This is a genomic window from Ensifer sp. (genome assembly GCF_035999185.1).
Classification (GTDB): domain Bacteria; phylum Pseudomonadota; class Alphaproteobacteria; order Rhizobiales; family Rhizobiaceae; genus Ensifer.
The window spans coordinates 187130-213297 of record NZ_DASYHB010000170.1; the positions used below are offsets into that span (position 1 = coordinate 187130).

Consider the following 26168-nt stretch of genomic DNA (forward strand, 5'->3'; position numbering starts at 1 on the left):
ACAAACAGACGAGTTGTCCTCGCGATTTTCGCACCGCGAGCTTGACCGGCATCGCCGCACGGCGACGAGGCAAGCGTCATCGCGGTCCGCCGATGGAGACCTCGCTCGATGATACGATTGACGGCCGCTTTTGCACTGCTCCTCGCAGCCCTGACGGTTGATGTGGCCTCGGCCGAGCCGCTTTCAAGCGCGCTTGCCAAGGCCTATCGCAACAACCCGACGCTGAACGCGGCTCGGGCCGGCGTACGGATGAGCGCCTACGACGTGGATATCGCAAGCTCGGCTATGCGCCCGAAAATCAAGTTGCGCAGTGGCATGGGCTATAGCTCCGAAGGTGGCGGCGGTCGCGGCACCTTTGGCATCGTTCTCGACCAAACGCTCTTCGACGGGTTGCAGACGACCAACAACGTTGCGGTCCATGAGGCGCGATTGCGTGCGGCGGAAGAAAACACGCGCAACACCGAACAAAACGTGCTGTTTGAGGCGACCGAAGCCTACATGGATGTGGTCCTGGGCCGCAGGATGGTGGTGTTGCGCAAGCAAGATCTCGAATTCCTGAGTGAACTCGCTCGCTCGGAGAGGGCCCGCCGAAATGCCGGCGAACGAACACGGACAGATGTCGCCCAGGCGGAGGCGCGCCGGGCGGCGGCGCAGGCCGAACTTGACCTTGCCCATGCCGAGGTCAAACGGGCGCAAGCCACCTACAGGCAGGTGATCGGCGATGAGCCGGGCAAGCTCTCCGGCGCCAAGCCCCCGTCTGGAATGTTGCCCGCCACGCTCGACAAGGCGCTCGCGACCGCGGAAACGCAGCATCCCGCCCTTTTGGCAAAGCGGCACCTCGCCGAGGGCGCGGTATTCGGCGTTGCGGCCACCGAAGGAAAGCTCCTGCCCGGTGTTACCGGCTCGATCGGGATTGGACGCGGTCAGAGCGGCAGCGCGACCGACACGATGGCGTTCGAGCCAGGCGCGACCTCGAGAAAGGTCGGCATCGAAGTGAAGGTGCCCGTCTATCAAGGCGGCAAGGTCTCCGGCCAAGTTCGACAGTCGAAGGAGCAGCTTGGCAAATCTCGCTTCGAGGTCGATACCCAAAGCGCCGAGGTTCAAGCCAAGGCGGCTGGCGCCTGGGCGCAGTACCAGGCCGCGACCGCGTCCGTATCCGCCAACCGCGTGTCGGTAGACGCAGCAAAAGTGGCGATGGCGGGTATCGTGGCGGAGCGCGAGATTGGCCAGCGTACGCTGTTGGAGGTTCTAAAAGCGCAGGCCGATGTCGTGAGAGCGCAGGTGAAGCTGGCCGACGCCGAGCGGAATATGGTGGTGGGCGGCTACAGGATACTGTCCGCCATTGGCCGCCTCGGCGCCAAGGATCTTGGGCTTGTGACTGCCCGGAAGCGCTAGCCTCAAGGCTTTGGAGATGCACTCAACGATGCTCCATGGGCGGCCGCCGGTCGCTGTCCGCGTCGGCTTTGCGCTATTCCGTGGACGATGATCATCGTCCATCCGCCGTTTACCCGGAGAAACGCCCAATTCGTCCGTGGCACGTCCGGCTTTCAAGATTGCTTAAGGGAGTGGAGTTGCCCCGGCTGCCCTGAATATGTCTCGCACTTGGGCAGGGGTTTCTCTTACATATTGGCGGTACCCCATGAGCCGTATCGCGGCCTTGTAAATTCCACCGTCGGTTTGTGATGGAACCAGATCGTATGGACCCGACGCCCTCTTGGCGTCGAACCATATCTTGGATCCGTCCTTCGTCGTTACGTAGGTAAAGGAATCCAATGACGCGCGAATGCGTTCAGCAACGTCGTCGATCTCCTCGAGAACCAATTGCGCCTGTACCCAATCTATTCGACAGCGCGCCAACTTGTTTTCTCCATAGATCGTGCGCCGCGCCCGGATAACCTGGCTTTCCTCAATCCTGACCGGGCTTTGATCCGGCGCTGTGAATGTCAACATCTTAGATCCCGCCCTGACTAGGATTCCGCTCAACCACTTCAGCTGCAATCGGAAGAGTCGGCGCTAATCGTCAGCGCAACCAATTGTAGCCCATCAACATTCGGTCATCCGACAGAAGCATCGGGAAGTGGTGAAATTGACGTGTTAAACTATAAATAGCTTATTGCTATTTTAGGATGCAGGCAAGCGAGATGTCGGTCTCGCGTTGGTACTCCGGCGAACTTGAGTGTGCACGACAGGCCTTGCAGCGGTAGTCTCGTCGTCGATGAGGTTTCACGCCGACAAGCAGTGCAACGGCAACAATGCGCCGAACGATATCTGAAGTGCAATTGGGGAATTGTGACCTGGACGGTCGTTACATTCGGGATCTGGTAAGGACTATTCATACCCCGAAGCCGTGCATCCATTTTCGTTTCGCGGTTCGAGTTTGGCAGGTCACATGAGCGTTGAGCATTCCTTGTGCCAGATGGTGACAGGCGCCGGTGCAAGTGGTGCGTAGCACATTTGATGCCGCTTCAACCGGCCGGTTGGAAGGGGGAAACGGTCAGTCTTTCGACACATACATAGAACTTGCGAGGCACCATGGTCGCGTAGAATTCCAACGCCTGTCCGGCCATATCTCCAACGCCCGCACAGATTGCATTATTGCTTTCAAAATCTCTAATATAGGCGCATATTCACTTGGCGATCATGGACGGCTAGGAAGACGTGGGAAAGTGAAGGCTCTGCTCCGTACCTTGTGACCATAGCGATTTGTCCCGAACTGAGGCGCTGTGCGACGGTAACACCGTCGATCTGTGGCGATACGTTGCGACCGGCATCACCCGGCTGGCCGCGAAAGCCTCACTTTGCGACGTGACCGCTTTTCGACCTCGCGTTAACCAGCCTTTCCGGGGGTTCTGCGTATGGGTGTGACATCCACGAGCAAGAGATCCGCTATCGGCGCTGCGTTTGCTGTTGCCTGGTTTGTGTCGCTTTTTGTCGTGACGATTGTCGTGGCAACAGTCACGCTTTCAGCCAGCCAACTGCAAGGCCGATTGCTGGCGCTTTCACGCGCGGACCTTCCCTTGTCGGTGTGGCAGATCGAGCGGCTGCGCAAGGACTTGAACGCACAGCAGGGTGGGGTCACGGCACAATCGGCGAAGGTTGAAAGTATCCGGATCGAGCGGGACAAGGCTGTTGCGCACTCTCAGGAAACACAGGCGAAGTACTCCGCAGCCGTGGGCAGATACTCCATCGCAAAGGACGACATGCTTTCGAAGCTTAGGAACTTCGTTCCCTTGTCCTTCCCCGACGATATCTCGAACATCAGTGATCAGGACCTGCGGGCGAAGATTGACGGGGCGATCGAAAGTCTGGAGACGGCACTCCGCGCGCCCACCAAGAAGGCCGTGGATGACCTCCACTACATTTATCTATCAAGCCTGCGCGAAAAGAATGAGGCCTCGCAAGCCGTGCAAGAAGCGGCGTTGGCGATGGTCAATGAAGAGGACTCCCTGGACAGCGAGAGCGCACTCCTCGTCGAGGCCGAAACGAAAATCGCGAAAGTGATCGATCCTGACGGAACGATGAAGCGCGGAGATGTTGTCCGAATCTACGACCTCATCTCCGAGTTCGCATTCATTGAAAGATTTACTCTCGGCACGCTGTACAGATTTGCGATTCTTCCAAGCGAATTCTTGAGCATTGTTCTGGTTGTTGCGATGGGAACTCTCGGCAGTACGGTGCAGTTGACTTACGAGTATTATCGAGATGGAACCATCCCAAAGAGTAGCCATTTCCTCCTGCGCCCAATGTTGGGGGCGATTACCGCTATTGTCGTGTTTGTTCTTCTGAAAGCTGGCGTCCTTGTCGTGACCGATTCCGCCAAGCTTGGAGAAGCTGCGCCACTTAATCCGTTCTTCATCGCTTTTGTGGGCATCGTCTCGGGTCTGTTGTCCGAAAACGCGCTCGAGACAGTGCGTGGCGTCGGACAAACATGGCTTCGCGGTGGGACGGTCGAGCAACGCCAGCGTTGGGCGAGCGGCGTCAAAGCACATTTGTCCGAGACGAAGACGATTGCCGAGCTCTCGGCGAAAACGGGTATCGACGTGCCAACCCTGGAAAAATGGATTGAACAGCAGGCGCCTGTGCCGCCTGACGTCCAGAAGCTGTTCGCGGTCTGGTTGGACAAGGACGTGCGCACGCTTTTTACAGACATGCCGCCCCAACCCGCAGCATAGCGCGCGCAATCGCGCCGCGCCGCGGCACAATCTCGGTGGAGAGAGCCAAGCACGGTCGCGAGGTTGGCAACCTGGCCGTTAATATTGCAATCGAGGGTCGGCTTTTTGATTTACATATGCCGAAAGCGTAATATAATCGCGTGCTCAGTTGTAGTGATCACCCACGACTGGAATTCCAAATAAGAGAATAGTAAAATTGGAGTGAATTTCGCGCTATTGCGTGTATTTACTCAGGCTTATCGCTGAAGACGTTCGTCTCCAGTTCCGATTAGAACTTTAGATGGCGCTCTCGGCGTCGTTGTATCCATGCTACTTCCGCAGCACGATCTATGCGCACGCGCATGGCTCGCGCCTTGCTGTGCGTAGTTTCCCGGGCGTCACTTGTCAGAGGGCGCGACGTGTGATCGCGGTCCTTCGATCGGCCGCTAAGATGGAGCCGGAAGACGCGCAGGTCTTGAACGCCAAGTGGCGTGATGCTTGATGATTCAATCTATGCGTTTAGCGGTCTCAAGTTTAGTGTTCGGCATCGTATGTAGGGGCATTGCCAAGTTTTGGCTCAAATCACCTGTCGGCGATTAGCGGAGGCAAGGGCGAAATGATCTTCGAGCTCTGCATTGACCCGGATGGGTATTCATAGAGCGCGGCTCTTTCGCCGGTATTCACTCATCTGGATTTCTTGCGCTTTGGGAGAGACCTATGAATAATCTTCGTAGCAAGAGCGCCGATGGCTTCATTCGCCGTTTGCGCAGCTATGTGCTGCAGCGTTTCGAACCCCTGTGGGCCTTTGCCGATCGGGTTCCCTTCATCGCCAAGATTGTCAACCGGAGCATCATCAACACGGCCGTCAATACGACGCGGAACCGCCCGCACGCCTTTTCCACGGTTTCTCCCTATACGTCGTGGCTGTCGCTTACGGACAAGACCTATTTCGCCCGCCATCTCCCGGCCCGCGATCCGGAACCACCGTTGCCGGACCCGGAAAAAGTGCTTGCCCTTTTTCAGCGGTCGGAAAACGGGGAACGGCAGTGTCCGAAGTCCACCCTCCTGTTTCCAGCTTTCGCGCAGTATCTGACGGACGGATTTCTTCGCACCGACATGGCCACGCGAACCCGAACGACATCGAACCACGAGATCGATCTGTCGCCCCTTTACGGCCGGACCCCGGCACAAACAGATGTGTTGCGGACCAAGAATGAAGATCCCCAACTGCGCGGACGCCTGAAGGTCCAGCAGATACTCGGCGAAGACTATCCTCCTTTCCTGTTCGAGGAGGATGGCATCACCTTGAAGCGCGAGTTCACCGATCAGAACGGTGCGCCGATACTCGACGCTCCGCTCGGGCTTAAGGACGGGGGGTATGCACGCCAGATTTTTGCCGTCGGTGGCGACAGGGTGAATGCGACACCTTTCGTGGCGATGTTGAATACGCTCTTCCTGCGGGAGCACAATCGGATCGCCGAGAACGTGGTGTCGCGGAACAAGGACTGGGACGATGAACGGGTCTTTCAGACCGCGCGCGCGATCCTGATTGTCATTTTCATCAAGGTGGTCATCGAAGACTACATCAATCACATATCCTCGGTTTACTTTCGATTGAAAGCGGATCCGTCCGTTGCCTGGAAGGCAAAATGGAACCGGCCCAACTGGATGACAGTCGAGTTCGCTCTGCTCTATCGCTGGCATTCAATGATCCCGGACCAGGTGGCATGGGCCGAAGGCAACATCGCCTCGGCGAAAATGTTCCTGGACAACCGCTATTTGACGAACATTGGGCTTATGAAGGCGCTTTACCTCACGAGCGCGCAAAATGCCTGCGCCTTGGGTCTTTTCAATACGCCTGCGTTCCTGGCGGACGTTGAAAGGAGAGCGATCACTCAAGGCCGAGACAACAAGGTCGCGAGCTACAATGACTACAGAAAAGCGATGGGTCTTAGACCTGCCGACGACTGGTCCCAACTAACCGGTGATCCGGCTCGGCGGCAGGCGCTGACGGCCCTCTATGGAACGCCTGAGCAGCTTGAATTCTACGTCGGCCTCTTCGCCGAAGATGTGAATGCGAACACGCCGATGCCTCTTCTCATCGGCGTCATGGTCGCGCTCGACGCTTTTTCGCAGGCGCTCACAAATCCGCTTCTGTCCGAACACGTCTTCAACGCCGTGACATTTACCGATTGGGGACTGTCGGAAATAGAGAAGCCGCAAAGCGTGCAGGAGATCGCGCGACGGCAGGCGGGCGGCCAGGCGCTCGACGAGGCGGCGCTTGCAAGAATACGCATGACCCGGGCGGATTGGGAGCGGACGTTCGACCGCTTCTAGGGCGGAGAGGGCGCTCCCTCATTTTTAACCGGGAAGCTTCAGTGCAGAAAAGGTGGCCGATCTGCGAAGGAGGTGGCGTGCGTAGATACTTCATCGCACATCTTAAAATTGAAGACAATCGCGCCTAAATTGCAAACCCTCTTTGAGGGTGCCGGTTTTCAGGCATATTTTCTCATCGGGATTGGGGAGGGACACATGCATCTTATCGTATGCTGCGATGGAACGTGGAACACGCCAGACCAGGTCGAAGCCGGGTTGCCGGCACCGACGAATGTCGTGAAATTCCGCAACGCGCTGGCGAGCATGGACAAGGACGGCCAGGAACAGAGACCCTATTACCACACAGGCGTCGGAACCGACGGAGGACTGTGGGACCGCGTCGCCGGCGGCGGAATGGGGGAGGGGCTCGATAAGAACATTATGAGCGGGTACAACTGGCTTGCCCGCAACTACGAGCCAGGCGCGAAAATCTGGCTGATCGGTTTCAGCCGCGGGGCCTACACGGTGCGCAGTTTGGGCGGCATGATTTCTCGCTGTGGGCTGCTGAAGGCCGCAGAAATGGACGAAAAGACCATCTGGAGTTCGATCGAGGCGCTGTTTCGAAGCTACCGTCTGCCCGAAAAAGATACCAAACCCGCCATTGCCAGCAAGAAAATGCCGTTCCACGGCGTGAAGGTGGGTGACAAGAGCAAGGGTTCCATTCCCATTCACTTTGTCGGCGTCTGGGATACGGTCGGCGCCTTGGGCATCCCGGACGACCTGGCGTTGCTCAATCTGCTTGACGACCCGGCCAAACATAGCTTTCACGACACGAACCTCAGCCCGATCGTCGCCAATGCACGCCACGCCATCGCGATCGACGAGACGCGGCAGAGCTTTGCGCCGACACTTTGGACGAATGTCGAGGACCGCCCAACCGTCAAACAGATCTGGTTTCCCGGCGTCCACGGCGATGTTGGCGGAGGTTATGGCCGGTGCGGCCTTTCAGACGGAGCGCTGCGCTGGATGATCGAGGAAGCGCGGGCGCTCGACCTCAACTTCAGGGAGAACATCGAGCAGCAGCTTGCGGCCGATCCTCTTGGCCAGTTGCACGACTCTGTCACTGGGGTGTTCAAATCGCTGAAGACGCGGCCGCGCGACGTGCCACTCTTTTCGGAAGACAGCATCGCTTTGCACAGGTCTGCAAAGGACCGCCACAACACCCCGCCCCTGTCGCAGGGCGACTACTGGAAGACCAAGCGTATTGACGACGGGCAAGAGGTGACGATCGACGTGTTTGCGCGGGAGCGATGGAATTTTTCCGGCATCTTTCTTGAAGCCGGCAAGGCCTACAAGTTCACGGCGAAGGGCGAATGGATGGATAGCGGCATAACCTGTGCCGCGAGCGGATCCGATGACGGGAAGTTCCACCTCGGCGAGGCCGTTCAAATGGCTTCGTCGGTCTGGGAGAAGGGCGAACTGCTTTTCACCAAGCTGACCGGCAACCATCAGGTCGATTTTTGGTACACCAAGCGCGAGCGGGACGCGCCTTGGTTCGCACTGATCGGCATGGTGGCAAATGGAGTGCTGCCGGAAGGCAGCGCGGACGACAAGTTGAGCTTTGCACCGCACGAAGTTTTCGAGATTGGTGCCGGAACAACGTTCACGCCCAACAAGAGCGGCTATCTCTATGCCTTCGCCAATGACGCGTGGCAAACCTACGAGAATAACCGTGGCAGTGTGAAGCTGACGGTGAGGCGATAGTGCGCGCGAAACAGGCGCGGCTTCTGCTCGCGCGAGCATGCCTTGTCGCGGCGTGCTTTCAAGGAGCTAGATCATGTCGTTGAAACAATGACATGATCTAGCTTGCGCAGCCTTTCGGCAGCGCCAGCGCCGTCTTGCTGGTGTTTTCAGGGTCAACGATATCTGCGAGTTGGTTCTGGAGTTTGATGAACAGATCGTAGGCTTGGCGGGCTGCCTTGCCCGGCATGTTTCCGTTCACGGTTTCGCAAGTGTAGGAGAGTTCCGCGACACTTGGATTGGCGTCAGGCTTGTCGAAGCACCAAAGGCTCAACGCGAAAATGCCGTCAACGCTATCGCTAAATTTTGCCTCGGCTTTCTTGAATGCATATTCGTGGCTGACGGATCCACTGATCAAGTCTTCGTTGGTCGCGACATCGCCGATCAATACCTTCGCCCCCGGGAATTTCTCAAAGACATCAGCGAGCCTTGCGGGGCGCTGGCTCGGGTCGCCCTCTATGGTCGTCGAGAGGGAAAACCGGTTCCTGGTTGACCGCTTGACGGGAACAACGACGCGAGCGCCTTCGGTCGCTTTTGACCTTGCAACCTCGAGCGGACCGATGTCTTCCTCGAACTTCGTCTCGATATTCTTGTCGGTTTTGCCGTCGTCCACCAGGGACGTCGAAGCGACCACGAACTGATCCGGCATGCGCAGCTTCAAGGTTGTCTCTAATTTGCCGGTCGGATTGAAATTCTCATCCATCTCTTCCCGCGTTCGCAGGATGAGGTCGTGCCGCGACAGCACGCAATCGGCGGTGTCCCAAAAGCGGATGGCCCTATGAACCACCTTCTTGAAGGATTCGGGATGGTTGTCGATTGTCGATACGATTCTCTCGATCCGCGACGCCCAGAACGCGTTGGCGGAAACCAGCGTCGGATTTGCCTTAAATTCACTCGGCTTGAGCAGAAGCTTGTATTCCCGCGCAAGAAGTACGTGTCCCATGTTCCCATTCCTCCCGGAATCCGGCAACCAAGGATTTCGCCCCTTTCAACTCCCGCACAGATTGCGACTAATTTAGCTATGGAGCAAGTATAAACTGGCGCTTTGATCTCTCTGGAATTGCATGTTTACGGCGTCCGGTCTCGGTGCCGCAAAAAGCCTGCGCCCTCAATTCGGACGGCGTGCCCGATGCGGCCTGAGATCGGTCAGCTCCTGGACCGCTGCTCTGCCTCGCGCTCAAAGACTGCAAGAAATGCCTTGCCCATCAGCGAGCTCTCGCCCTCGATGCACTTGCGCAGGACGGCTGCGCGCGTGGCCTGAATGCCCTGGTCTTCGGGCGCGGCGGCGGCGGCGAATTCGACGAGCTGCACCGCGAGACGGGATTGACCGGCCTCAGACAGGAGCGCTGCCCGCTCGGCGAGCTTTGCCGCACCGCCAGCGAGATCGGCCAATTCTGACGCGAGCTCGGAGGCTGGCACGGGTTTGAGATGCGCCGGGTTGCCATCGAACCAGCCGGCGTAGAAATGATAGATGGCGCGAACCAGGAATTCCGGATCGTCGTATTTTGCAACGAGATAGGGCTTGGCGAGATATGCGGCGGGCACCTTTACCGAACGGAGGACTTCGTCGAGGCCGGCGCCGCTGTTGATCAGCGCGAGCGTCTCTCGAACCAGGTGCTCCAGAGCTCTAGCGCCATCCTGCAACATCTGGGTTGCCCGTTCCTCGCCAAAGACGACCGGCCCATGGCCGGGGATGAGGATTGCCGGAGCAAGTGCTTCCATCTGCCTCAGCGCCAGGGCCCATTCCGCCGCGTAGCGCTGCACTTTGCGCGGGTTGCCGGCATTGGGGAACACCCAGATGACGAAATCGCCGCTCGCCAGCACACGCTGCTCCGGTAGCCAGACGAAGGTTGCGTCGTCCGTTTCGCCGCGCCCGTGGAAGAGCTCGATCCGCTCTCCGCCGATCGAAAGCGAAAGGGTATTGTCATAGACCTGGTCGGGTCGCCGTTGACCGATCGGATAGACGTAGCCGGGCATGTTGAACTGCTGGCCCTGCACGATGCTGTTGAAACCGTGCGACGCCTCGTAGCGGTCCATCCGCCGGGTGACATTGCGGTGTGCGACGATGCGCGGGCGCGGCAGGCCTCTCGCATCCGCTTCCTGGTCGATCGCGGTGATGCCGCTGGTGTGGTCGATATGGCCGTGCGTGAAGATCACAGTGTGGATGGGTGCGTCGTCCCAGGACCGCACGATGTCGAGCGTCCGCTTCGCCGTGTCCGGCTTGGCCGTGTCGATCAGAACCAGCCCTTCGCCAGTGCGTATGGCCGTCACGCTGCCGCAGAAATAGGTCGTGTGCACGGTGATGATGTTGTCGCTGACATGCGTGATTGCACCTTGCGAAACCGCAGCAGTCCACTCTTCCATTGGAGCGCTGCCGTCCCACAGGCGTTCGAACAGAAGATCGTGTTGCATGGCAATCCTTCAAGCAGCCGGCGACACGTTTAACACGCCCAGGCGCGATTGGAAGTGCGACGGAAAATCGTGCGCTCAGGCGTTGCTACTGAAGCAGATCGAACAGTTTTCCCAGAGTGCCGCGATCCTGTTTCGACGGCTCGGCTTGCGGTTCTTCCTGCTGGCCGGGCTGAGCGATTTCCGCCGAAGGCTGCTCTGCGGGGACGCCGGATGTCGTCGCCTGCGCGTCGGCCGGCGGCGCTGGCGTCGCGTCGCCGTTGTCAGGGGTCGCGCCGCCGATGACCTGCTCGATGGAAAGTGCGTTGTCTTCGGTCGGTGGCTGTTTGCCGATCGCACCACTGATGATGTCGCGGATCGCTCCTCCTTTGCCTCCGCCCGACAGCAACTCGTCGAGACCCAACTTGCCGGTCGGCAACCCGATCTTTTTCAGCGTCGCGAGTGCCGCCTCCGGGTTTTTCAGAAGACCTGACAGATCGGGATAGATGCGCGGAGCGGCAAAGGACCCCTCGATCATCACGGGCACGCCGATGCCTTCCGTGGCGATATCAGCGCCCTGGCCTTCGAGCGATGCGACCAGGCGTGGGTCAAGGCGGAAATTGAGTTGATCGTCCGGAAGGTTTGCTTGACCGCTGCCGCTCATGCGCACGAGCGGACCGATCAGCTTGATGTCGTCGGTGCGCGCGACACCGTTCTCTATCGTGAAGGAGGCGCCAAGCTCGGTGAAACCCGTCGCCTTGTTGTCGTTCTGTTTGAAGCCCGAGGACATCAGGCCGATGAGGTTGTTGTAGACATCGGCGACGTCGATCCCGCGGATGGCACCATCGGAAAACCGTACGTTGGCCGAGCCTTGAAGCGATCGCTTGAGCGCACCCGTCGTGCCGCCGGCGCCAGTGATGTCGAACTGCGCCTCAAGTGCGCCTTCGAGATGCTTGAAATTGGCAAGGTCGGTCAGAAGCGGGGCGGAAGCGGCACCGGATATGGCGGCCTTCACGGCGATCGACGGCTCGGACCCGGATGCGTCGGCACGCAGGCTTGCCGTCGCCGTCCCGCCATAGAACGGGCTTTCGGGTAGCTCAAGGCTCGCCACGCCTTCGGAAACGGCCAAGGTCGTTGTGACCGGCCCTGCAAAGACGCGGCCATATCCAAGTTTCTCCGCATCCAGCTTGATGGACGCCTCGATCGAGCGAAGCGACGACAGATCCAGTGGCGCGTCCGGCGCGGGGCCTTTGCCGGCCTTTGCCTTCGCCTGCGGGCCGGGCGTTGGTGCGCCGGCAAGCCGCGCCAGATCGAGTTCCTTAAAGCGGAGGGCGCTCGAAATCTTCAACGGCGCGCCGAGTTGGACGGCTCCGCTGCCGCTACCCTCGACGCCGTTGACGGAGAGGGTGGCTTTCTGAAACCCGATGCCTTCGGGGCCGGCGTTCAGATCGCCGTTAAAGGCGAACTGCTTGACGCTGTCGGCGCCGCCCTGGCCGATCCAGGCAAGCAGCGCACCCAAATCCGAGGCGGCAAAATTGGCATCTCCGGTGTAGCTACCCGCAAGCGCCGCCTTGCCGTTCAGCGCGAGCGTCGCCTCCTTCATGCGCAGGCCGAAGGTCAAGGGTATCTCACCCGCCCCGTCGTTGGCCGCTGCGAGCAGGTTGCGGACCGGTACCTGCAGATCGATTTCGGCCGATTTCCCGCGCCATGCAAGATTGCCTGCAAGGCGCACGGGCTTGTCGAGGCCATCGAAAGTGATGGCGAGCTTCCTTGTCTTTACCTCAGCCATCGACGGATCAGCGATGCCGGGTGCGACAAGGGTGGCGTTCTGCAGGTTGGCGACGCCGGCAACGTTGAGGGTCTTGCGCAACGAAGCTGCGCCCAGCCCGCGAAACGCAAAGCCGGTGTCCATCGTCAAGGTCCCCGACAAGGGCACGGACTGGCCGGCGAGGATAGCGAGCTTGGTGATGTCCAGACCGTTGCTGACAACGCGACCCTTGAACGTCGGTTCATTCTTGCGCAGGTCGGCCGTGATGTCGGCCGCAACGCTGCCCGCATCGATACCGAGACGCTCGAGCTTGCCTGTCAGCAGCCCGTCCTTGAGGGTGGCCGATAGTGCGACGTCCGAGGCGGACATCGCACCAGCGGTGACCGTGCCCACGTTGACGCTGATATCGGCGTCGAAGCCGGCAAGCGCCTGCAAGCCTGCCGCAGCTGGTTCTTCGGATTTTCCGGATTGGCCCGCCGGTTGCGATCCGGACGAACGATCGCCTGCGACGAATGCGCTGAAATCCAATCGCTCCGCGCTCAGGTCGGCAAGAAACCGCGGGCGGGTGCCCGGTATGTACAGCGCGTCGAGGCCGAGCGTCTCGTCTCCGAGGTGCAATTGGCCGCCGCGGATCTGGTAGCTGCCATTGGCGTTGAGCGCCACCTGGCCGCTCGCCTTGACCTCATCAAGGCCGGGCGCCAGCGCCGGGTCGGATTTCACGGAGACATGAAGGTCGGCCGGCTTGCGTTCAAGCAGCGGGCGCAGCGGCGAAACGGCCAGTGTCAGTTCGTGGCGCTGACCTTCGACGCCAGCTGCGGCCGAAAGCGACAATTCGCCGTCGATATCGGGGACGGCCAGTTCCAGATCGAGGCCGCTCAGGACCTGTGCCGTGCCGGCACTATCCTCCTGCCTGAGCGTCCCCTCGGTGATCGAGACCTGATCGATTGCGCTTCGCTCGAGAAAGGCGACGAGCGCTGCAAGCGGGTCGCTTGCTGTCGTCTGATTTTCGCCCGTGCCCTGTGCTTCTGCCGGGGCGCCCGCTGCCGCATCCGTCTTCTGGCGGAGTGTCACGACCGGGCGGGTGAGCCTCACCTCGCGCACATGCAAACGGTCCGACCAGAGCGACGCGAACGTGACGGAACCCGCGACCTCGCCAATCTCGGCCGTCACGCCTTCGGCGTCGAGCGAGACGTTTTCTGCCACAACGGCGAGGTGGGGAACGACGGAGAGCCTGACCGGGCCGTTGAGCGCGATCGCACTGCCGGTCGAACTCGAGAGTTGCCGCGCCAGTTCCGCCCGCATCCAGTCACTCGAAACGAAGCTCGGCAGGATAACCAGGGAAACAGCGACAAGGACGCCGAACGCGAGCAGGCAAAGAAAGAAACGCCGCATGTGTCTCTCCGTTGCAAGGGCTACTGATTCGGTATCGTTTTCCAGGGCGGACCGATTTGCAACTCTTGCCGGGCGTTCTGCGCGCCGCTTCGGCCGCTCAAGCGGCGCTGCCGTCGACTTCCGGCGCTGTCGTCAGAATGCCGCCTGGCGTTGGAGCGGCGTCCGCCGACGGATCTCCTGCCTTGGTGGGCAGGCTTCTCGGGCGGTGCACCAGGGTGACCAGGACGAACGAGAGGATCATCAGGAGATACCACGCGCCGAGCTTCTGCAGCGAAACCGGCGACCAGCCATTGTGCTGGGAGGGATAGATCCAGGCGCGCGACCAGGTGCCGATGTTTTCGGCAAACCAGATGAACAGCGCGACCAGCAGAAAACCAAGGAGCAGCGGCATGCGGTGGCGAAACCGGAAGACGCGATAATGCACCGTCGTTTTCAGAAACAGGAATGCGGTCACTGCGAACAAGACGTAGCGCAGGTCGATGATGAAATGGTGTGAGAAGAAATTGACGTAGATGGCGAAGGCCAGGAGCAATGTCGCTGCAAGCGGCGGATAGCCGGTGTAGCGCATGTCGAGGATGCGGGTCACACGCGCGAGATAGGAGCCGACGGCGGCATACATGAAGCCGGAGAACAAGGGAACGTCGCCAATGCGCAACAGGCTCGGTTCCGGATAGACCCAGGAGCCCGCAGCCGTCTTGAACACTTCCATGATGGTGCCGACGACATGGAAGATCAGGATCACCTTGGCTTCGGCAATCGTTTCAAGCTTGAAGACGAGGAGCGAGAGCTGGATGGCGACGGCGCTCAGGAAAAGAAAATCATAGCGGGCAAGGCCGATATCTTCAGGCCACCACAGTCGCGTCGCGAGGATGAGCGCCAGCATGGCGCCGCCGAACAGGCAGGCAAATGCCTGCTTGATCCCGAAGACCAGAAACTCGGTCAGGCCGCCAAGCAAGCCCGTCGCAGGGAGCCGATCAAGCAGACGGTGCACAGCCGCGTCGATCAGCGCTTCGCGACTTGTGAAGCGCCGTTCCTCGGACACTTGAACCATGAACCCCGCCTCCGCTTCACCGTTCGTGATGCGATGGCCGGACAATGCGGTTGAATTATGAACCACGTAAACCGCAGCGTGCGGCGAGCTGGTCAATGTCAGCGCGGGAAGCCGTAGCGGTCGACGATCGCCCAGATATCCCGGTTAACGTCCTGCAGTTGCTCGATGACTTCGTTGATCCTTGCGATCTCCGCGTCGTTGATCTGCTCGATCTTGCCGTACTTGATCGTGTCCTTGCTGTCGAAGATCGCCATCAGCTGCGTGCTTGCCTGGTCTCCGTTCTCGTCGAAGGAATAGATGCAGTGGCTGTACTTGTTTCGAAGTTTTGCCTGCCGGCCGAGCTGCTGGGTGATCGCGAGTATTTCCTGCCGCTGGGCGGGGGGCGTCTTGCCCATCTTGGTCAGCCGTTCGACGAGTTCGATGCGGGCTCGTGTCGTGTTGAGCGTCAGGAAGATGACGATCGCCGTCTCCTTGTCCACGCGGGCGAGGCCGGCGATGAGGTAGATCAGCAAGCTCTCCGTGTTGGTCCACGTATAATTGAGTTGCCCGATCAACAGTAGAATCTCGTGAAATCTCGCCATAGGCCCCTGCCAACGCTTGCCAATCGCCAAACCGCTGTTTGCCAGAATAGCGCATTCCTGCGTCCAGTAAATTTGTTCTGACGATGGACCGACGGGCCTTGGACCGCAGCGTTTTTACCCCTGCCGGCTCCCGTCCAGCCGGAGGTTGATAGCCACATTTTGCCTAACCCACGGGTGAAGATTTCCGTGCCCCATCGCTAGCCCGCGAAGGTTAGCCCGAACTGACAACTTACAATGCGTGCCGGTTTTAGACAGACTTTACTCTGCAACCGGCGAGCAGGACGCAAACAGGCCCCTAAGGGCGAGCACTGCATCGAATGGAAATGCCCAGTTGGGTACCTGTTCCGGTCCTCTCGACCAAGTAAGGGGAGAGGCAAAAAAACGATCGAAGATATCGGCATGTGGGCGACTAGGCGCCCGGAGGAAACCACTTTTCACGAAGTTCATTAAGTCCAACATGTAGCCCGCGCATGGCCCAAATCCGCGTATGAGAAGAATGCGGTTCGGCTGTCGCGGCCTCAACTTGAGGTTATCGTCATGAGTAAGGACAAGAACATCCTGTGGCCATGGGATGACAGCCAGTCTCAAGATCAAGACCAGGACCAAGGTCAGGGCCAGGGTCAAGGACAATTGCAGGCAGAGCTTCAGGGCCAGCTTCAGGGTCAAGGACAAGGCCAGGGTCAAGACCAAGGCCAGGGACAGGATCAGGGCCAAGGCCAGGATCAGGGCCAGTCGCAGTACAGCGAATCCTATAATGGCAACCTGAACGGCAACGGCAATCTGAACGGCAACGGCAATGCCAACGGTAATGCCAACGGCAACGGCAACCTGAACGGCAACGGCAACGCCAACCTGAACGGCAATGGCAACGCCAACCTGAACGGTAACGGCAACGCCAACCTGAATGCCAACCTCAACGAAAACAGCACCCATGTGGACGTGGACAGCAAGACCACGGTCGATGTGGACGTTGATCTCGACCTGAGCGGCTACAAGCCGTCGGACGACGACTTTGCCGATATCGACCATTCGTCGATCCACGGCATGGCGAACACGAGCTTCAAGGACATCCTGAACGGCTCGATGAATGGCAACAGCAACGTTGCCAACGTCTTCAGCCAGAACGCCATCATGTCGGATGACGACAGCGCGTCGAACATCAACAACAGCGGCACGCTCAACCAGAACGGTGACGCCAATGCCGGGGACGCACACTCGGGCGACGGCATTCGCGCTGGCGCAGACGGTGGTGAAGGCGGAAGCAAGGCCTACGCCAACGGTGGCGACGGCGGCGATGGCGGTCATACGGTTGGCGGCTTTGCCGGTGCCGGTGACGGCGACGGCGGCGACGCCGACAACAATGCCGATGCGACCGGCGGTGCCGGGCTTGGCGGTATTGCCGCTTCCGTCGGTGTTGGCGGTGACGGCTCCAGCGGCGACGGCAATGGCGGTACAGCGACGGCTGGTTCCGGTGCTGCCGGCGGTGCGGGTCTCGGTGTTGGCCTCGGTCTCGGTGTCGGCCTTGGTGTCGGCGCGGCAGCCGGTGGTGACGGCGGCAGCAACGGCGCCGGCAACGGCGGCGGAACCGGCGACGTTACAAGCGGCCCGGCTGGCGCTTCGGACGCGGGCGACGGTGGCGATGCCGGCGGGTTCGTCCTGCCCATTCTGAACTTTGGTGGCGACGGTGGCGACAGCAACGGCGGCAACAGCGTTGCAGTCGGTGATACGGGTGATGCCAACGGCGGTGACGCCGGCGATGCCGGCGACGGCGGCGATGGCTTTGGTGCCGGTCTCGGTGCAGGTGCTGGCTTTGGTGCCGGTGCAGGTATCGGCGGCGCCGGTGGCTCCGGCGGCGATGCCCTTGCAGGCGGCGGCTTCAGCGGTGACGCAACCGGCGGCGACGGTACCGGCGGTGCAGCGACAGGTGGTCATGGCCTCGGCGGCTCCGCGCTGACGGGTTCGTGGGCCGCAGGTGGCGACGGTGGCGATGCCTATGGCGGTCACGCCTTTGGCGGCGACGGCGGTGCCGGCGGTGCCGGTGGCTTTGCGACGAATGGCGATGGCGGCGCAGGTGGCAGCGCCGGCATGTGGGGCTCGTACAATGGTGATGACAGCTTCGTTGAGGGGCTCTCCTCGGCCTCGGCAGATGCCGTCATCGATACCAATGCCTTCAACCAGCAGATCGTGCTCGGTGCGAACCTCCAGGGCAACACGATCGACATGACAGTCGTCGGTGGTGATTACACGACCACTGCCGTCGGCGACGACGACAACACCTGATCGATCAGGCGATGTCGATACGCATGTCGCGGAATCGGCTTGAGAAGGACTGCGCGGGGAGCCCCCCGCGCAGTTCGGCAAGACCCGCTGTGTCAACGGGGTCTGCCGACTACCAGAGGAGGGCCTGACCTTGTATTCCGCAAAGATCTCCGAGGCCATTGCCCATTTTATCGGTCTTTTTGAACTCACCACCGAAGAGGCGCGACTGCGCGAGGTCCACGAGAAATTCGATCCGGACCGCGAAGTTCACAAGGACCCGAAAGAGCTCGTTTCAGCGCCGGTCAAGATACAAGCGCCCTACGACCTCGATGACTTCAACCCGGACGTTCCCTACAAGCCGCTCGCGCCAGATATCTACATGCCGACGCCGAGCGGATATGCCGGCGTAGCCTTCCCGGAATATCCCATTCACGGCGGCTTCCTGGGCCGCGACGTTACGGAATCCGCCCTGCAGGGCGGGTCGGTCGCAACGGCCGTTCATCCCGGCTCGCCGCAGATCAATCCCCCCGGCTCGGTCGTGGTTTACAGCACCCAGACCGCGGAACTCTCCGACAATGATTTTATCGATGTCGGCGGGCATGGCCTGAAGTCCAGCCTGCACATCGACAACAGCGCCACCATGGCCGAACTCATCGACGCCGCGCAGGAGACGTCGCTGCTGCGCGACACGGACATCGCCGGCTCCAGCGACGCGATTGCAACCCTGGTGACCACCGCGGCCGAAAGGTTCGACGCCTACTCTGCCAGTGGCGAGGCCGAGCAAGGTGGGCTTTCCGTCAAAAGTTTCGTCGCCAAGGCGGATGCGCTCGAGGGCATCTATGTGAATGGCGTGATTGTCGCGGAAGCGCCCGTTCTCAAGGACCATTTGCCAAACCAGGACGAAACCTCCGATACACCCGCCGGGCCAAAGCCGTCGAACGATGCGAAAGACGTGAGCGGCGGCGTGGCGCACGGCGAGGGCGCGGTCACGATCGATGTCTCCGTCGATCTCGATACCGGCAGCAACACACTGGTCAATTCGGCCGTCGTCACCAGCAACTGGCTGCAGGCGGAGGTGCTTGCTGTTGCCGGCGATCACGTCGAGCTCAATGCGATCATCCAGACCAACGCCTATTACGACAGCGACCTGGTCACGTCGGCGCTTGGCGGCGGCAACGTGGAGCAAAGTGCGACCCAGGCGTTCAACATCGCGATGTTCAAGCATGTCGAACCGGCATCAGCGGAAACGACGCAGGCCGACAGCGGAATTTTCCCCAAGGCTTGGGCGATCACCGAGGTCAAGGGCGACCTGATGATGGTGAACTGGCTGCAGCAGTTTACCTTCATGTCGGACCAGGACACGGCAATCCTATCCGCGTCCGGCTCCAAGCTGTCGATCGTTGCTGGCGACAACACGGTCGCCAACCAGGTATCGCTGCTGGAGTTGGGCTATCGCTACGATCTGATATTTGTCGGTGGCGGGGTTTTCGACGCCAACATCATCCAGCAGACGAACATCCTGCTCGACAACGATCTGATCGGGGCTGTCGGTGGGTTCCACACGAACGGCGCGGGCTCGGTCTCGACCGGCGCAAACTTGCTCTGGAACTATGCCGGCATTGTTGAAGCCGGTGCCAAAGGCACCGTCAATCCGATGTCGGATGGCTACCTGTCTGCGCTGCAGGATCTCTCGCAAGGCAAGACGCCTTCGCCCTCAGACTTTCTGCATGATCCCGCCTTTGCCGGGCTTCTCGGCATAAGGGTGCTTTACATTTCCGGCGATCTCATCAGCCTCAACTACATTCAGCAGACGAACATTCTGGGGGACAGCGACCAGGTGACCCTGGCGATGAACGCCTTGACCGCGCGCCCGGACGCCGATTGGACGATTTCGACGGGCTCGAATGCCCTGCTCAATTATGCAGGGATCGTTGACGTCGATACCGGCAAGACGATTTACGCGGGCGGCGGCGCCTATTCGGACGAAGTCCTCATTCAGGCCGAACTGATCAAGAACGATCCCTATCTCGGAGGCCAGAACCCGGATGCATTGGTCAGTGAAGCCGTCGTCTTCCTCGGCGACGACATGCTGACCCCTGATTTCGGTCATCAGCAACAGGACCAAATCTCGCCCAATCCGGGAATGCACACCATCGATACGGCCAGCGCCGATCCCATGCACAGCATGGTCGCCTGATCGGGGCGCGGGAGGATATCCATGACCGACCGCAACAGACCGTCTTGGCAAGCGCCCACCGAGGTGCGCGATGCCGGCATTCCACGCGCCGGCGAAGACGGTAGCCAAACGGAAATAACCGATGCGGATGCCGCGCGACGGCAGTTCCTCCGCAAACTTGATCACCAGGGACAAGTCCTGGATCGCGCTGTTAAGGAGATTGACGGGGTGGCAGATCAAATAAGAAGAGCGGCGGCAGCCGACGCCAAGGAAACCTGGACCAGTTCACCCGCTCCGTCCCTTCCCACACCGGGCACCGCAGCAAGGGCAACACCGCAGAACGGCCCGGTGGCAACCATCGTGCCGGCAAATGTCGCGCCGGCTGCAGCCGTTGGCCCGGTGCGGATGAGCCCCGTCCAGCCGATCCCAACGCAGCCGATCCCTGCGCAGGCGAACCCAGCGCAGGCGAACCCAACGCAGGCGGGCCCAACGCAGACGGGCCAAGTGCCGGCGGGCAACCCTCACGGAAGCGGGTTTGTTCATCGGCCCTGGCCTCCGAAAACCGAGGCCGCGCCCAGGGCGGAGCCAAGACCCATGCCGCGCGAAGAGGCGCCGGTCGAGCGCCGCCCGGCGCTCGACGAGCGAAAGCCGGAACTGCGCGTGGAAAAGCCGATCGTCTGGCCAACGGCCGAAATGAAGGATCGGAGCGCGCCGTCGGGCATGGTGGTGATCGACGGCGACCGCGGGCCGGTCAAGGTGGATGATCGATCGCCGGGCAAGGGTGGCGGTTCCTCAAGCGGGAATGGCGGTGGAGGCGGAGGCAGTGGCAGTGGAGGCGTCTTCCACAAGCGGCTCGGGCCGGTCGATTTCTCGGCGAGCCTCAGGGCCGGTGTGAAGGCGATCCGGCAGAACCTGATGATCGTCATGGTGTTCACCATTGCCACCAATGTGCTCGTGCTCGCGATCCCGGTCTATCTGTTCCAGATATCGGATCGCGTGCTGACCAGTCGCTCGCTCGACACCTTGATGATGCTGACGATACTGATCGTCGGCGCGGTGGTGCTGCAGACCGTTTTCGACGGTATTCGCCGCATGATCCTGATGCGCACGGCAGTCGAGGTCGCCGCGCAACTCGGCGCGCCGATCCTGAGTGCCGCGGCCAGGGCGTCCCTCCACAGCAACGGGCGCGAGTACCAGACGCTTGGCGATCTGCAGCAGCTTCGGTCGTTTCTGGTGTCGGGAACGCTGCTATCCTTCCTGGATGCGCCGATCGCACCATTGTTCCTTCTGGCGGTGTTCCTCATTCATCCGCACCTTGGCGCCATCGTCGTTACGTCGGCCGTTCTCCTTCTGATCGTCACGCTCCTGAACCAGCGCGCAACGGCTGCGGGCTTCGGTGAGGCGACCAACTATCAGACCAAGGCCAACCTTCATCTCGATTCGATGTCGCGCAACTCGCAGATCATCAACGCGCTAGCGATGATCCCGGAGGCGGTGCACATCTGGGGCAAGGATATGGCGGGCTCGCTCAAGGCCCAGGTGTTGGCGCAGGACCGCAACATCGCCTTTGCGTCACTTTCCAAGGCTGTGCGGCTGCTCACCCAGGTGACCATGCTCGGCTGGGGCGCCAATCTCGCTCTTCATGGCCACCTGTCGGGCGGCATGGTGATTGCCGCCTCGATCATCGCCGGCCGGGCGCTCGGCCCGATCGAAGCGGCGATCGAAGGCTGGCACCAGGTCATCCAGGCGCGCGCCGCCTATGGGCGCATTACCGCGCTGCTTCAGACGTCGCCTCTCAATTTCGAGCGGTTGAAACTGCCGCGTCCCGAGGGGCGGCTTGATGTCGAGCGGCTGCTGTTCGTGCCGCAGGGCACCAAGCGCGTGGTGCTCAATGGCATCACCTTCGCGCTTGAGCCCGGCGATTCGCTTGCGGTGATCGGCAGTTCCGGCGCCGGAAAGACGACGCTCGGCAAGATGCTGGTCGGCTCGATCCTGCCGACCTCGGGCAACGTCCGATTGGATCTCATGGACTTGAGGAACTGGGACCAGCGCCAGTTCGGCGAAAGCATCGGCTACTTGCCGCAGGACGTGCAGCTGTTCCCGGGAACGATCAAGGCCAACATCGCCCGCATGCGCGAGGATGCAACGGACGCCGATATCTACGCCGCTGCCAAGCTTGCCGACGTGCACGACATGATCGCCCTGCTGCCGCACGGATACGAGACGGTGGTGGCGGCCGACGGCTCGCCGCTGTCGGGCGGTCAGAAGCAGCGCGTAGCACTTGCCCGCGCCTTCTTCGGCAATCCGCGCATGGTGGTGCTGGACGAACCCAACTCCAATCTCGATACCGCCGGGGAGGCGGCACTCACACGGGCGCTGAGCCACGCGAAGCGTGAAAAGATCACCGTCGTGACCATCACCCAGCGACCCGCTCTCCTCAACAGCGTCGACAAGGTGCTGCTGCTCGTAAACGGCACCGTCGCCCTCTTCGGCCAACGGCAGGACGTCCTTAAGGCGCTCGCAGCCCGTGGGGTGAACACCGAAGGCAACCCGCTCGACCAAACCCAGCTTCCGTAGGCGATCATGGCAGACACGGCAAAAGTACAGGACCTGACATGGTACGCGGAAGTTCCGCGCTCGATCTGGCAGCACACGGCGATTGGCCTTGCGTTGATCGCGGTCACATTCGGGGGCTTCGGCTTCTGGGCGTTTACCGCACCGCTCGCCGCAGCGGTCATCGCCCAGGGCAGCTTCGTGGCAACCGGGCAGAACAAGGTGGTCCAGCATTTCGAAGGCGGGATCATCAAGGAGATCCTGGTCAACGAGGGCGATCACGTCACGGCCGAGCAGCCGCTGATCCGCCTGGACGAAACGGCGGCCCTTGCCAACGAACGTCAGTTCTTCTTACGGCGCGCGCGACTTGAGGCGATCGTCGCCCGGCTCAACGCCCAGGCCAACGGTCTGACGGAACTCGCCTTGCCGGCGGTCCTGAGCGATCACCTCAAGGACGACCCGGAAATCGCGCCGATCGTCCAGAGCCAAGAGCTCAACTTCAAGACCTGGAGAAGCAAACTCGACAGCGACATCGGTCTGCTGAAGCGCAATATCGAGAGCCTGGAGTTCCGCTCGCAGGGTTTTCAGGAACAGCTGAAGTCGGTCCGCGAGCAGCGTGTGCTGCTTGAGGAAGAATACATCGGCAAGAAGACGCTGCTTGCCAAGGACCTGATCCGCAAGACAGAGATCAAAACGATCCAGCGGGCGATTGCCGATGCCGAAGGGCAGATCGGTCGGTTGATGTCCGAGGTCTCGGAGACCGGTGCGCAGATCCTCAAGCAGCAGCAACAGGTCAACCAGACCGAAGAGAGCTATCGCGAGGCCGCACTCGACGAATTGCAGAAGGCCGAAGCGGAACTCGACACGGTGCGCGAACAGCTGCGCGGGGCGACCAACGTCCTGCGTCGCGCCACGATCAATGCACCGGTCACGGGCACGGTCATCCGCATGCATTTCCACACCTCCGGCGGCGTCATCGAAAGCGGCAAGCCGATCATGGAAATCCTGCCGGCCGATGTCCCGCTCATCATCGAAGCCCAGGTCCTGCGGACCGACGTCGACAATATCCGCGTCGGCGAGAAGGCAACGGTCAGGATGACGGCCCTCAACCAGCGCACCACTCCCGTACTCAACGGTCAGGTCTTCTACGTTTCAGCCGACGCCCTGCCGGTGCAGACGCAGGAAGGCACGCGCGAGGTGTACCTGGCCCGCGTCAGCCTGACCGCCAGTGAGCTGGCGAGGGTTCACGGTCTTGTCGTGACCCCGGGCATGCCCGCCGAAATCCTGATCCAGACAGCGGAGCGGACCTTCATCGACTATCTCACCAAGCCGATCCGCGACAGCATGGCGCGCGCCTTCATGGAGAACTGAGCGGATCAGGGTCACGGCCTTCATCGGGTTACGGCCTCCATTCCCGCGACTGTTCCCGCCGTGCCGGAGATCCGGGGGACCTGAGCTCGGAATGCGCTACGCGCATAGCGCATAGCTGGCCTGCGGAAATTCCGCCTACAAATTGAGCAAGGCTGCTGTATATTCATAGTCATCGAAGTGATGCACCTCCTCCCGCAGAGCTTCGATACGGTGAACGATCTTCCTCCTCCCATGATCGTTCACAAGATCAGCGCCACTCCTCCTCCCAGGCTGCTGATCGATTTTTTGAAGAGCCTGCCGCACCTCCTCCCGCGGCGGGCTCTTTTGTTTTTCGATCATCGCCACAGTCCCACCTATCCGAATGCGTCGGATGCCGGCGCACAATGCACGTGTGATCCGCCGAACTGCCGACGGTTGACGGTGCCTTGTCGAACGCTAGTTAATCGGCATCGCCCTTCCCCGAACGTCAGCAGGCACGTCATGCACCACAGACCCTTTGGCCGGACCGGCCTTCGCATCTCGGAAATCGGCTATGGTGCCTGGGGCATCGGCAAGAGCCACTGGCAAGGCGCGAGCGACGACGAATCCACCCGCGCACTCAACCGCGCCGTCGATCTCGGCCTGAACTTCATCGATACGGCGCTTGGCTACGGGCAGGGGCACAGCGAAAGACTGATCGGCGGTTTGCTCCGCGAGCGGTCGAAGAGGATCTACGTCGCGACCAAGATCCCGCCGAAGAACTTGCAGTGGCCCGCCCATGCCGGCACGCCGGCCGAACATGCCTTTCCGGCCGATCACGTGATTGCCTGCACGGAGACGAGCCTGCGCAACCTCGGTGTCGAGACGATCGACGTGCAGCAGTTCCATGTCTGGTCGGACGAATGGGTCGGCCGCGGCGACTGGCTGGAGGCGGTCGAGCGGCTGAAGCGTGACGGCAAGATCCGCTTCTTTGGGGTGTCGATCAACGACTACGAGCCGGACAACGCACTGAGGCTGATCGAGACCGGCGTGGTCGATAGCGTCCAGGTGATCTATAACGTCTTCGAGCAGGCGCCGGAAGAAAAGCTGCTGCCGGCTTGCCTGAAGCACGGCGTCGGCGTCATCGTTCGCGTGGCGCTCGATGAAGGCGGCCTCACCGGCCAGATCCGTGCCGACACCGTTTTTCCCGACGGCGACTTCCGCGAAACCTACTTTCGTGGCGAGCGCAAGCGCGAGGTCGAGGACCGGACAGAGAAGATCGTCGAAGACCTTGAGATCGCGCCCGACGCTCTGGCGGAGACGGCGCTTCGCTTCGTGCTCAGCCATCCCGCGGTGTCGACGGTCATTCCCGGCATGCGCTCCGTGCGAAACGTTGAGCGCAACTGCGCGATCGGCGACGGCCGCGGACTGCCGGACGGTCAACGCGAGAAGCTGCGGGCTCACCGCTGGCGGCGCAATTTCTATCGCGATTGAACCGGCCCGCAGCGGGGCGCGACCGCAGCGCCCTGATCGGATTTCGCACGTTCGGAGGAAACTTATGCCGGATACGTTCGTCAGCGTTCGTTATATGGTCGATGACGTGGAGGCTGCGATTGCCTGGTACTCGACCCATCTCGGTTTCACGGTTCAGTCAAACTTTGCGCCGGCCTTCGCCGATGTGCGACGGGGAGCGTTGCGGCTGCTGCTGAGCGGACCGACAAGCTCGGCCGGGCAACCGATGCCCGACGGGGAAAAACCGCGACCTGGCGGCTGGAACCGGATACATCTGATCGTCGACGATCTGCCGGTTGAGGTCGAGCGGCTGCGCGCCGCCGGCGTCCGGTTTCGCAACGACATTGTCAGGGGCCCCGGAGGAGCACAGATCCTGTTGATCGACCCCTCCGGAAATCTCGTTGAACTGTTCCAGCCGGCGCAAGGATGAGCCTGCGCTCGCCGGCGGAAGCGTTGCTCAGCCGGCGCTGGTGTCGACCACCTCGAAGTCGTGGGTGATCGTGGCGGTCTTGGCGAGCATTGCCGAGGCCGAGCAGTACTTTTCGATCGACAGCGAAACCGCGCGTTCGACCTTGTTAATCGATAGGCCACGTCCCTTGACGACGAAGTGCATGTGAATGCGGGTAAAGACCCGGGGCTCGGTTTCGGCGCGGTCGGCGTCGAGCTCGACGACACAATCCTCGACCGGCTCGCGGCCCTTTTCGAGGATGTGCACGACATCATAGGCCGAGCAGCCGCCGGTGCCGATCAGCACCAACTCCATGGGGCTTGGTCCCGGCGTGCGCCCTTCCTCACCGAACGCCGTACCCAATACGACCTTGTGGCCACTTCCGGATTCTCCCACAAAGGTCCGGTCTTCCACCCATTTGACGCGCGCTTTCATGTGTCTCGT

General features: G+C 60.9%; 17 protein-coding genes. 10 read left to right on the plus strand and 7 right to left on the minus strand.

Annotation, left to right across the window (positions count from 1 at the left end):
- Nucleotides 1-108 precede the first annotated feature (108 nt).
- The 4 genes from VGO04_RS22320 (at nucleotide 109) to VGO04_RS22335 (ending at nucleotide 8231) form a co-directional block, all read left to right on the plus strand.
- A complete protein-coding gene (locus VGO04_RS22320) occupies nucleotides 109-1395 on the plus strand; it encodes a TolC family outer membrane protein (protein WP_327498137.1) in 1287 nt (428 codons plus the stop codon).
- 1460 nt (nucleotides 1396-2855) lie between these two features.
- On the plus strand, nucleotides 2856-4172 hold the full coding sequence (locus tag VGO04_RS22325; RefSeq protein ID WP_327498138.1) for a hypothetical protein: 1317 nt from the start codon (nucleotides 2856-2858) through the stop codon (nucleotides 4170-4172).
- A 966-nt stretch (nucleotides 4173-5138) separates the two neighbouring features.
- A complete protein-coding gene (locus VGO04_RS22330; RefSeq protein WP_327498139.1) occupies nucleotides 5139-6488 on the plus strand; it encodes a peroxidase family protein in 1350 nt (449 codons plus the stop codon).
- A 108-nt stretch (nucleotides 6489-6596) separates the two neighbouring features.
- Entirely contained in the window at nucleotides 6597-8231 is a 1635-nt protein-coding gene (locus VGO04_RS22335; RefSeq protein ID WP_327498140.1) for a DUF2235 domain-containing protein, read from the plus strand.
- Between the two features lie 97 nt (nucleotides 8232-8328).
- Here the strand turns inward: VGO04_RS22335 and VGO04_RS22340 are convergent, their stop codons facing one another.
- From VGO04_RS22340 to VGO04_RS22360, 5 genes are all read right to left on the minus strand, one after another.
- Nucleotides 8329-9237 (minus strand): hypothetical protein, encoded by a 909-nt coding sequence (locus VGO04_RS22340; protein ID WP_327498141.1) that lies wholly within the window; start codon nucleotides 9235-9237, stop codon nucleotides 8329-8331.
- A 176-nt stretch (nucleotides 9238-9413) separates the two neighbouring features.
- Nucleotides 9414-10679 carry an alkyl sulfatase dimerization domain-containing protein gene (locus VGO04_RS22345; RefSeq protein WP_327498142.1) on the minus strand — a complete coding sequence of 422 codons (1266 nt, stop codon included), beginning with the start codon at nucleotides 10677-10679 and terminating at the stop codon, nucleotides 9414-9416.
- An 85-nt stretch (nucleotides 10680-10764) separates the two neighbouring features.
- Nucleotides 10765-13815, minus strand: coding sequence for an AsmA family protein (locus VGO04_RS22350; RefSeq protein WP_327498143.1), 3051 nt, complete (start codon nucleotides 13813-13815; stop codon nucleotides 10765-10767).
- 97 nt (nucleotides 13816-13912) lie between these two features.
- A complete protein-coding gene (locus tag VGO04_RS22355) occupies nucleotides 13913-14866 on the minus strand; it encodes a DUF817 domain-containing protein (RefSeq protein WP_327498144.1) in 954 nt (317 codons plus the stop codon).
- Nucleotides 14867-14964: 98 nt separating this feature from the next.
- Nucleotides 14965-15447 (minus strand): hypothetical protein, encoded by a 483-nt coding sequence (locus tag VGO04_RS22360; protein WP_327498145.1) that lies wholly within the window; start codon nucleotides 15445-15447, stop codon nucleotides 14965-14967.
- Nucleotides 15448-15984: 537 nt separating this feature from the next.
- Here VGO04_RS22360 and VGO04_RS22365 point away from each other — a divergent pair.
- The 4 genes from VGO04_RS22365 (at nucleotide 15985) to VGO04_RS22380 (ending at nucleotide 23806) form a co-directional block, all read left to right on the plus strand.
- Complete coding sequence (locus tag VGO04_RS22365; protein ID WP_327498146.1) at nucleotides 15985-17727, plus strand: hypothetical protein; 1743 nt, start codon at nucleotides 15985-15987, stop codon at nucleotides 17725-17727.
- Nucleotides 17728-17857: 130 nt separating this feature from the next.
- Nucleotides 17858-19903, plus strand: a complete 2046-nt coding sequence (locus VGO04_RS22370; RefSeq protein ID WP_327498147.1) for a type I secretion protein — start codon at nucleotides 17858-17860, stop codon at nucleotides 19901-19903.
- Nucleotides 19904-20287: 384 nt separating this feature from the next.
- Nucleotides 20288-22459: a type I secretion system permease/ATPase gene (locus VGO04_RS22375; RefSeq protein ID WP_414650588.1), complete on the plus strand. Its 2172-nt coding sequence runs from the start codon at nucleotides 20288-20290 to the stop codon at nucleotides 22457-22459.
- A gap of 6 nt (nucleotides 22460-22465) precedes the next feature.
- Entirely contained in the window at nucleotides 22466-23806 is a 1341-nt protein-coding gene (locus VGO04_RS22380) for an HlyD family type I secretion periplasmic adaptor subunit (protein ID WP_327498149.1), read from the plus strand.
- 135 nt (nucleotides 23807-23941) lie between these two features.
- On the opposite strand, the gene VGO04_RS22385 is transcribed toward VGO04_RS22380, so the two are convergent.
- On the minus strand, nucleotides 23942-24145 hold the full coding sequence (locus VGO04_RS22385; protein ID WP_327498150.1) for a hypothetical protein: 204 nt from the start codon (nucleotides 24143-24145) through the stop codon (nucleotides 23942-23944).
- A gap of 141 nt (nucleotides 24146-24286) precedes the next feature.
- Between VGO04_RS22385 and VGO04_RS22390 the strand changes: the two genes are divergently transcribed.
- Nucleotides 24287-25258: an aldo/keto reductase gene (locus VGO04_RS22390; protein WP_327498151.1), complete on the plus strand. Its 972-nt coding sequence runs from the start codon at nucleotides 24287-24289 to the stop codon at nucleotides 25256-25258.
- Nucleotides 25259-25322: 64 nt separating this feature from the next.
- The gene (locus tag VGO04_RS22395; protein ID WP_327498152.1) at nucleotides 25323-25706 is read left to right on the plus strand and encodes a VOC family protein; all 384 of its coding nucleotides are present in this window, start codon (nucleotides 25323-25325) and stop codon (nucleotides 25704-25706) included.
- A 27-nt stretch (nucleotides 25707-25733) separates the two neighbouring features.
- Here the strand turns inward: VGO04_RS22395 and VGO04_RS22400 are convergent, their stop codons facing one another.
- Nucleotides 25734-26159, minus strand: a complete 426-nt coding sequence (locus VGO04_RS22400; RefSeq protein ID WP_327498153.1) for an OsmC family protein — start codon at nucleotides 26157-26159, stop codon at nucleotides 25734-25736.
- Nucleotides 26160-26168 lie beyond the last annotated feature (9 nt).

Excerpts from the sequence above, each read along its gene's own strand:
- VGO04_RS22325 (WP_327498138.1), top strand. The coding sequence starts at position 2,856 with ATGGGTGTGACATCCACGAGCAAGAGATCCGCTATCGGCGCTGCGTTT.
- VGO04_RS22380 (WP_327498149.1), top strand. The coding sequence starts at position 22,466 with ATGGCAGACACGGCAAAAGTACAGGACCTGACATGGTACGCGGAAGTT.
- VGO04_RS22375 (WP_414650588.1), top strand. The coding sequence starts at position 20,288 with ATGAGCCCCGTCCAGCCGATCCCAACGCAGCCGATCCCTGCGCAGGCG.
- VGO04_RS22395 (WP_327498152.1), top strand. The coding sequence starts at position 25,323 with ATGCCGGATACGTTCGTCAGCGTTCGTTATATGGTCGATGACGTGGAG.
- VGO04_RS22345 (WP_327498142.1), bottom strand. The coding sequence starts at position 10,679 with ATGCAACACGATCTTCTGTTCGAACGCCTGTGGGACGGCAGCGCTCCA.
- VGO04_RS22385 (WP_327498150.1), bottom strand. The coding sequence starts at position 24,145 with ATGATCGAAAAACAAAAGAGCCCGCCGCGGGAGGAGGTGCGGCAGGCT.
- VGO04_RS22355 (WP_327498144.1), bottom strand. The coding sequence starts at position 14,866 with ATGGTTCAAGTGTCCGAGGAACGGCGCTTCACAAGTCGCGAAGCGCTG.
- VGO04_RS22390 (WP_327498151.1), top strand. The coding sequence starts at position 24,287 with ATGCACCACAGACCCTTTGGCCGGACCGGCCTTCGCATCTCGGAAATC.
- VGO04_RS22400 (WP_327498153.1), bottom strand. The coding sequence starts at position 26,159 with ATGAAAGCGCGCGTCAAATGGGTGGAAGACCGGACCTTTGTGGGAGAA.
- VGO04_RS22320 (WP_327498137.1), top strand. The coding sequence starts at position 109 with ATGATACGATTGACGGCCGCTTTTGCACTGCTCCTCGCAGCCCTGACG.
- VGO04_RS22360 (WP_327498145.1), bottom strand. The coding sequence starts at position 15,447 with ATGGCGAGATTTCACGAGATTCTACTGTTGATCGGGCAACTCAATTAT.
- VGO04_RS22350 (WP_327498143.1), bottom strand. The coding sequence starts at position 13,815 with ATGCGGCGTTTCTTTCTTTGCCTGCTCGCGTTCGGCGTCCTTGTCGCT.
- VGO04_RS22365 (WP_327498146.1), top strand. The coding sequence starts at position 15,985 with ATGAGTAAGGACAAGAACATCCTGTGGCCATGGGATGACAGCCAGTCT.